The organism is uncultured Campylobacter sp., from assembly GCF_938045225.1.
Taxonomy (GTDB): Bacteria; Campylobacterota; Campylobacteria; order Campylobacterales; family Campylobacteraceae; genus Campylobacter_A.
In genome coordinates, this window is sequence record NZ_CALINL010000302.1 from 1 (window position 1) to 7,024 (window position 7,024).

Genomic DNA, 7,024 nt, shown 5'->3' on the forward strand with positions numbered 1-7,024 from the left:
AAGAAGTTCGCCGACCGCCGAGTGCGGCAAATCGGCGAATGCGGGATTATTTTATAACGCCGCAAACCATTCTAGCGCCACCACCGCCAAGAGGCTTTGGATGGTCGCTGTGATTATCACCGCCGACGTGGATCATTAGCGAGTGGCCTTTTAGCTCATCTAAGCTCTTGATTTTCGGAGCTAGCACCGGATAGACCGCATTGCCCTCAGCATCGACGCAAAGTGCAGGCAGATCGCCCTTGTGGCCGCTGTCGTCCCATGCAAACGAGTGTTTTTTGGTGTCGCTTGGGTCCCAGTGGCCGCCCGCTTTCATGCCTAGACCTTTTTCATTCGCACCGCAGTCAGCGTTTTGATGCACGTGAAATCCGTGTGCGCCGCCCTCAAGGCCTTTAAGATTCGGGAATAACGCCACGCCGTAGTTGGTCTCGACCGCTACTACCTCGCCAACGACAGTGTTGCCCTTTTCGCTTAATTGTTCCATAGTGACGACTAGGTGCTTGCCCGCCTTTGGATCAAAGACTTTTTCCTCGTGCGCAAGAGCGCTAGTAGCGAGTAGGCAGCCTAGAGCCGCGCTAGCTAAAACGATTTTTTTCATTTTTTCTCCTTAAAATGTAATTGCGAGGTAACTATATCCTAAATTTGATTAATTTAGGCTTTAAATTTTCTTAAATTTAATGCGCCGCAAGGGGCTTAAATTTGCCTCCGTTTAGTGCGAGGCAAACCCGTCAAATTTACTTTATCTCGCTTAAGATTTGCGCTAGTTCGCCGCTTTGACCGATGCGGTAGAGCGCAAAGTCGTATTTGATCGGATCGGCGGGGTCAAATTCGCAAAGCTTGTCCGTTAGCTCGCGCACGGCCCTAAAATCATAACTTTTACGAGAGATTAAGCCCAAATTTAGCGAAACTCGGTGCGTATGCACGTCAAGAGGCATGAGTAGCTTGCTTTTTGGCAAGCTTTTAAAGAGCCCAAGGTCGATGTCGCTATCTCGAACCATCCAGCGCAGGAACATATTGTAGCGTTTATACGGGCTTTGCGGCGCTTTTTCGTATGGTTTGCCGAAAAAAAACTCATACCCCTCCGAGCGGTAAGAATTGAGCGAATAGATAAATTTAATAAGCTCGTTTATGCCGTCCACCATCGAGCCGCTTTTTTCAAAGCCCGTTCTCACCGCACTCTCGATATCGCCGTGCTTTTTTAGGCGCGAAAAGGTGATAAAAATCTGCCTCACGTCCTCGCAGCTTTGAAAGCGGTATTTGTGCCGCGTCAAATTTGAAACGATTTGCTCCTCGCTTTTATCCAGCAGCGAAAAGTCGAGAGAATTTAAAAAATTCACGATTAGCTTTGCGTTGCCGTATGCAAAAAGCGCACAGATGAGCGAGATCTCAGGCGTTTTAAATTTGCTAGCGACTTGCAGCGGATCGGCGGCGGCAAACAAGTCCGCATGGGTATTTTTAGAGATTACGTTTTGATCCAGGAGGGTTTTTAAGTCCATTTTTAGCCTTTTTGGCCGAGATTTTAAACCAAAAAGGCTAAAAGAAATTTAAATTTATTGCTTTAGCGTGAGCAATGTATCGAGCATCTTTTCTACGGTTGTGATGATTTTAGCCGCCGCGCCGTAACTGCTTTGAAAGCGTATAAGGTTTGTAAGCTCCTCGTTTAAATTTACGCCGCTAACCGACTGGTACTCAGACATAGCAACTTTATGGATAGCTGTATTTGCGTCGTTTAAATCGTTATTTGCCTGAGTTTGGCTAGCTAGATCGGTGGTGATATAGCGGTAGTATCCCTCGACGCTCTCCTCCTTGTCCGCATGCTTGTCGGAGTAAAATATGATTTTTTTATACTGCATTTGCACCATATCATTTGCGACTTCATTGTTGCCCGGAGTCGGATTTGAGTAAGCTTTTAGCTTGTGCGGATTTTCCATCAGCTCGCTTTTTACGCTCATATTTTTAGCTTTATTGCCCTCAAAAACCCTATTTAGTCCAATGATACCCGGGAAATTCGTACCCTTATCCACGAAAGCGACGCTGTATTCGCCGGCATTTCTTTTAGCTGTTACGCCAAACGTGCCTTTGCCCGTCGCCGCGTCGTATTGGTAGTTTGCCTGAAAATAATCGTCCACGTCGTTTAGCGAATTGTTATCGCCGTTGTCATCGGTGTCTGAGTTAAAGTCCCGCACGATAGAGTTGCCACGAGTATTGTCATTTATAGTAGTAGAGGCATTTATATTTATCGTTTTGCGAGCGACCTCTTGACCTTGGTTGTTATAAACTACGACGTCAAAGCTACCGTGCTTGATATCGTCGTTAAAATTCATCAGCGTCCTAGAGTCGCTTAGACCGTCTAGCTCGTCGGTTACGGCGTTTTCTACGGCCGATCTCGCGTAGATATTGTTCGTCTCGTTTATGATTCCTTTGGCGAAGGTATTTAGGTTGTCGATGTATTTTTGTATGGTTCCGTCTTGAAATTCGCCGTTATCATCCACTCTTCGTCCGCGCAGATCTAGTGCGGCGCCTAGTTTACCGCCCGAGATTCGTCCGTTTAGATCGACCTTTTTACCGTCATCCCTCTCAAAAAATACACCTTTAAAATCGCTCTTGTCGCTTATCCTGTCGACTGTTAGCGGGTGATACGTCGTACCGTCTACGATATTAAATCCTGAAATATTTATCTGATGCTTGGTACCCATATCGGTTACAGTCGGATCGATATTGTTACTTTGTAACTGCCCTTTAAACACACTTATACCCGCAAATTTAGACATCGCAAGCTCAAGCTGATCTCGTTTATCTCGCAGGTCGTTTGCTCTAGTGGTGCCGACTGATTCGACGCGCACGATCTCTTTATTTATCTGCGCGATTTGCTTGGCATATTTGTTGATTTCATTTACGGCGACTTCTACCTGAGAGTCCACGTCTTTTTGGATCTTGGTTAGCATATCGTGGGCTTTGTTGATACTGTTTGATAGCGTTGCGGCCGAATTTAGTAAGTTTACTTTCTGCGATCCTTCTGTCGGGTTTGAAGCGAGGTTGTTCCATGCATTAAAATAATTTTGCAAATCCCTGCCTATACCTACGCTTTGCAGATCAGGGAAGCGCTGTGAAATTTCCTCTAAAATTTGCTTTTTATATTCGCTCGATTCTAAATTTATATTTGAAGTACGAAGTCTAGCGAAAGTAAACTCGTCATGCACGCGCACGACAGTATCGACCTTGGTACCAGTACCAATGTCGCCCGGCATATCGTGAAAAGGCTCTCTAGCAGACTGCACGACGCGCTGCCTGGTGTAGTGCTCGCTATCGGCGTTTGTGATGTTGTGTCCGGTCGTAGTGATCTGCGTCTGCGCGGCATCTAGGCCGCTAACTCCGATATGTAAAGACGAAAAAATATTAGCCATTTTTTAAACCCTCGTTTTAAATAAACTTTCAGGCGTCAAGCCTTCTTTGTCGTAGCTGCCGGGCTCGCTTTTAAACATATTTTTTAGCAAGCTATCGAAAAATTCTTTTACTCCGACGACGTATTTTGCGTATTCTTTGTTTTTTGAGTAGAGCTCTTCAAGCTTTGAGCGCATAAGCGCGAGAGATGATTTTACCTCATCGTCAAGGATAGAGCTTAAATTTACCCCGCCGTTTTCCTTTGAGACTCTTAAAAGCTCTTTATCTAGCAGCAATTTTACGGATTCAAATTTTTTAACCAGCTCGTTTTTGCGTTTGACGCTATCATCAACCTTAGTGTGATCAGCTAGTTTTATCTTTTCTATATCTTCCGTAGTTTGGGCGATGAGCTCGTCTAGCACGCCCATCGCCTCATCTAAATATCTTTTAAGCATTTTTGTCCTTTCTTTTTACGCAAGGACAAAAAATCTTATAAAAGCGTATCGGCAACGGCTTTTGCAGTCTTGGACATATCTAGTTTATATGTTCCGTTTGCGATCTGCTCGGCTATTTTTGCGACCTTGCTTTCTTCTTTGCCTTGTGTTTTTTCCATGTTTTCGCTCTTTTTTACGTCGTTTGAGCGAGTGATTTGCTGCGGGCTCATGCCCAGTTTAGCTCCCAAAGTTCCTATCATTTTCAAGCCTTTTTAGATTTGTTAGAAACTAAATCGGCAAATTTTGAAATTTCTTAAGCCCTTTCTTTCAAATAATTGAATAAAAGTTCGCTAAAGCCTAAATTTCCGCTCAGAGCCTTGCTCATCGTATCGTTATACATCGAGTGATATATCTCGTCTCCGGCATCTTTACCAAATAGCGGATTTTCGTCCTTTAGAGCGATATCTAGCACGCTTTTAACTAAAAACGCCTCAAAAGCGTCGGTTTGCTCTTTTAAAAGCGCGTCTTGCTCGCTCTGAGGCTTGTCCGCGCGCCTATTTTCGATTGAGTTTGTAGCAAATTTATTGTACGAGCTTAAAGCTGCCGAAGTATCTACATTTAACATTATATTATCTCCAAGTCTACGTGTATAGCGCCTACGCGTTTTAGATTTTCCATTATCGCGATAATATCGCTAGGGGTCGCGCCCATCTTGCTTAGCGCCCTTGCGACGCTGGCTACGGTAGTTTTTTCACCGCTGATTTTTAGCATATTAGTTAGCGGATCAACCGCTGCACCGTCTTGCAAGTCGATTGTTTGCTGATTTGCCGCCATATCGTCGTACGAGCTAGGTTCTATCTTTATTGTGATGTCGCCGTGCGTGATGACGACTGGATCAACGGTGATATTTATGCCGCTTACTATCGTGCCGGTGCGCTCGTCGATTACGATTTTATCTAGCGCTTTATAATCCACGTCCAAATTTAACACCCTAGCTACAAAATCAACCATATTTGCGCCGTTTGGCTTAGCGATCCTAATCGTTCGCGAGTCGACGGCTACCGCGCTATCGACGCCTACGTTTAAATTTACGGCTCTTTGGATATTTGAAGCTGTGTCGAAATTCGACTCTTTAAGGCTTAAAAATATCGCTTCTTGGTTATAGATATCGTATGCGATCTCGCGCTCCACGATAGCGCCGCTTGGGATCGTGCCTGCGGTTACGTGGTTGCCGCCTTTACTTCCGCCTCCGCGAGATGCGGTTTTACCGCCTATAGTTAGCGAGCCCTGCGCTAGAGCGTAAATGTCGCCGTCCACGCCTTTAAGCGGAGTCATCAAAAGAGTTCCGCCCTGAAGGCTCTTTGCGTCGCCGATAGATGATATCACGACGTCGAGCTTATCGCCTTGCCTAGCAAACGGAGGCAGCTTTGCGATGACCATTACTGCGGCGGTGTTTTTTGATTTGATATCATCGGGCTTTATTTTTACGTTCACGCTTTGAAGCATATTTGAAAGAGACTGGATCGTAAACTCCGAGCTGCTACCGTCGCCAGAGCCGTTTAGACCGACAACCAGGCCGTATCCGATCAGCTGATTTTCCCTCACGCCAACGACGTTTGCGATGTCTTTTATCTGCGCCGCAAAAGTCGATATGGCAAGGCTCAGCAAGCATGCCGCTAGTTTCATTTTCGTCCTTAAATTTGTATTTTCAAGGACTAAAAGCAATTAGCATTCCAAATTTGATGCAAGAATTTAAGAATAGTAGCTAAGCGAGGTATTTCCGAATTTTTTAGATTTTAAAAGCGTAAAAGCCCCGATATTTTCGGGTAAATTTATATGGCTAGCATGCTCAAAAGCGATCAGGTAAATTTTATCTTTAGGCAAATTTAGCACCAAATTTACGCACTTTTCATAAATATCCGCAAAGCCGTCTCTGATATCAAAAGGCGGATCAAGATACAAGACAACGGGCAAATTTTGCCTAGCGACGATAGCTGGCGTCATCTCAAAAGTATCGCCATTTACGATTTCTAGCTCGTCGCCGATAAGTTTAGCGTTTTGCAACGCGATTTTATAAGCGTTTTTGTCGATTTCTACCGCGTACGCCTTTTGTGCGCCATTGCTTAGCGCTTCTGCGGCCATCAGCGCGCTACCACCGAAAGCCTCGATAAAAACCTTGCCCGCTAGCTCATAGCGAAACGAGTCGAAAAATGAGCCTTTGACGATGCTTTTCGTGCTTCTTGTTGTTTGCAGCGATGGCAAAAGCAGCTTTTTGCCTTTAAATTTACCGCTTGAAATCGTAGCGTAGAGATTTTTCAACGATTTTTCCTTAGAATCGCGAGTAGCTCTTCTTTAAATTTATCTATCAAATTTGAAACCTCAAGCTCCAAATTTGAACCGTTTTGCGGTGTGGTTTCTTCTTTTATAACAAATGCGGGCGCGTTCGTGCGAGAAGGCGCAATGGGCTCTGAAAACTGAATCGCCGAGTAAAACTCCTCAAGCGCGGAGATAAGAGCCTCTTTACTAAAAGGGATTTTTAGATGCGGCGAATGCTCGGCGATCACGAAAACTGGCTTTTTGGCCTCTATCTTTTTGTCTGCCACGATAAGGTCGCAATCTTTTCTAGGCGAGATAAAATCTCTCAAAAATAGCCTTAGCGACTCCCCTAGCAAAATACAGTCGCATTCAAACGAAATTTTCACGAATTCTCCTTTTTCTCGCCTTAATTTAGGCTGGATTTTAACAAATTTATGCGAAAATTTAAATTAAGCAAAAATTTTCACGAACGGGGCTAAAAAAATTTACAAATTTGACGATATAGAAGCTAGCAAATATTTAAAGGAGAAAATATGGAAATTTTCAAAGTAGCGAGCCAGCCGATGGCAAACGCAGCTACAAGCTCGCATGCACAAAGCTCTACGCAAACTAGAGAGGTCGAAAGGACGCAGATCCAGCAAGATACGACGCGCAATCTAACTGAGCAAAACAACGAAACGCTAAGCAAAGAAGTAAAAGAAGCTACCGAAAAGCTAAATAAACAAATGGAAGATCTAGGCACTAGCATACGCTTTGGTTATAATGATAAGATAGGCGCGATGTACGTAAACGTAATGGAGATGAAAACGGGCGAAGTAATCCGCAAAATCCCGACCGAACAGGCAATGAAGCTAAGCGAATATTTTAGAGAGGCGGTCGGAGTTTTATTTGACAAG

At 44.4% G+C, this 7,024-nt stretch carries 10 protein-coding genes; 1 reads left to right on the forward strand and 9 read right to left on the reverse strand.

Annotated elements, in window-relative coordinates:
- Positions 1 to 46: 46 nt before the first annotated feature.
- From Q0200_RS10930 to Q0200_RS10970, 9 genes are all read right to left on the reverse strand, one after another.
- Entirely contained in the window at positions 47 to 595 is a 549-nt protein-coding gene (locus tag Q0200_RS10930; protein WP_297941114.1) for a superoxide dismutase family protein, read from the reverse strand.
- 136 nt (positions 596 to 731) lie between these two features.
- Entirely contained in the window at positions 732 to 1,493 is a 762-nt protein-coding gene (locus Q0200_RS10935; RefSeq protein WP_297941116.1) for a TIGR02757 family protein, read from the reverse strand.
- Between the two features lie 54 nt (positions 1,494 to 1,547).
- Positions 1,548 to 3,401, reverse strand: a complete 1,854-nt coding sequence (flgK, locus tag Q0200_RS10940; protein ID WP_297941117.1) for a flagellar hook-associated protein FlgK — start codon at positions 3,399 to 3,401, stop codon at positions 1,548 to 1,550.
- A 3-nt stretch (positions 3,402 to 3,404) separates the two neighbouring features.
- Complete coding sequence (gene flgN / locus Q0200_RS10945; RefSeq protein ID WP_297941119.1) at positions 3,405 to 3,833, reverse strand: flagellar export chaperone FlgN; 429 nt, start codon at positions 3,831 to 3,833, stop codon at positions 3,405 to 3,407.
- 35 nt (positions 3,834 to 3,868) lie between these two features.
- Entirely contained in the window at positions 3,869 to 4,072 is a 204-nt protein-coding gene (locus Q0200_RS10950; protein ID WP_122873807.1) for a flagellar biosynthesis anti-sigma factor FlgM, read from the reverse strand.
- A 53-nt stretch (positions 4,073 to 4,125) separates the two neighbouring features.
- Complete coding sequence (locus Q0200_RS10955) at positions 4,126 to 4,437, reverse strand: rod-binding protein (RefSeq protein ID WP_297941121.1); 312 nt, start codon at positions 4,435 to 4,437, stop codon at positions 4,126 to 4,128.
- A complete protein-coding gene (locus tag Q0200_RS10960) occupies positions 4,437 to 5,498 on the reverse strand; it encodes a flagellar basal body P-ring protein FlgI (RefSeq protein WP_297941123.1) in 1,062 nt (353 codons plus the stop codon). Before Q0200_RS10960 ends, Q0200_RS10955 begins: the two co-directional genes overlap by 1 nt.
- 66 nt (positions 5,499 to 5,564) lie before the next feature.
- Entirely contained in the window at positions 5,565 to 6,131 is a 567-nt protein-coding gene (rsmD, locus tag Q0200_RS10965) for a 16S rRNA (guanine(966)-N(2))-methyltransferase RsmD (protein ID WP_297941125.1), read from the reverse strand.
- Positions 6,128 to 6,514, reverse strand: a complete 387-nt coding sequence (locus Q0200_RS10970) for a hypothetical protein (protein WP_297941127.1) — start codon at positions 6,512 to 6,514, stop codon at positions 6,128 to 6,130. The genes rsmD and Q0200_RS10970 overlap by 4 nt, the downstream gene beginning before the upstream one ends.
- Before the next feature lie 147 nt (positions 6,515 to 6,661).
- On the opposite strand from Q0200_RS10970, the gene Q0200_RS10975 reads away from it, so the two are divergent.
- A partial coding sequence (locus tag Q0200_RS10975) for a FlaG family protein (RefSeq protein ID WP_297941128.1) occupies positions 6,662 to 7,024 on the forward strand: 363 nt, incomplete at its 3' end.

Excerpts from the sequence above, each read along its gene's own strand:
- Q0200_RS10930 (WP_297941114.1), bottom strand. The coding sequence starts at position 595 with ATGAAAAAAATCGTTTTAGCTAGCGCGGCTCTAGGCTGCCTACTCGCT.
- Q0200_RS10935 (WP_297941116.1), bottom strand. The coding sequence starts at position 1,493 with ATGGACTTAAAAACCCTCCTGGATCAAAACGTAATCTCTAAAAATACC.
- flgK (WP_297941117.1), bottom strand. The coding sequence starts at position 3,401 with ATGGCTAATATTTTTTCGTCTTTACATATCGGAGTTAGCGGCCTAGAT.
- flgN (WP_297941119.1), bottom strand. The coding sequence starts at position 3,833 with ATGCTTAAAAGATATTTAGATGAGGCGATGGGCGTGCTAGACGAGCTC.
- Q0200_RS10950 (WP_122873807.1), bottom strand. The coding sequence starts at position 4,072 with ATGATAGGAACTTTGGGAGCTAAACTGGGCATGAGCCCGCAGCAAATC.
- Q0200_RS10955 (WP_297941121.1), bottom strand. The coding sequence starts at position 4,437 with ATGTTAAATGTAGATACTTCGGCAGCTTTAAGCTCGTACAATAAATTT.
- Q0200_RS10960 (WP_297941123.1), bottom strand. The coding sequence starts at position 5,498 with ATGAAACTAGCGGCATGCTTGCTGAGCCTTGCCATATCGACTTTTGCG.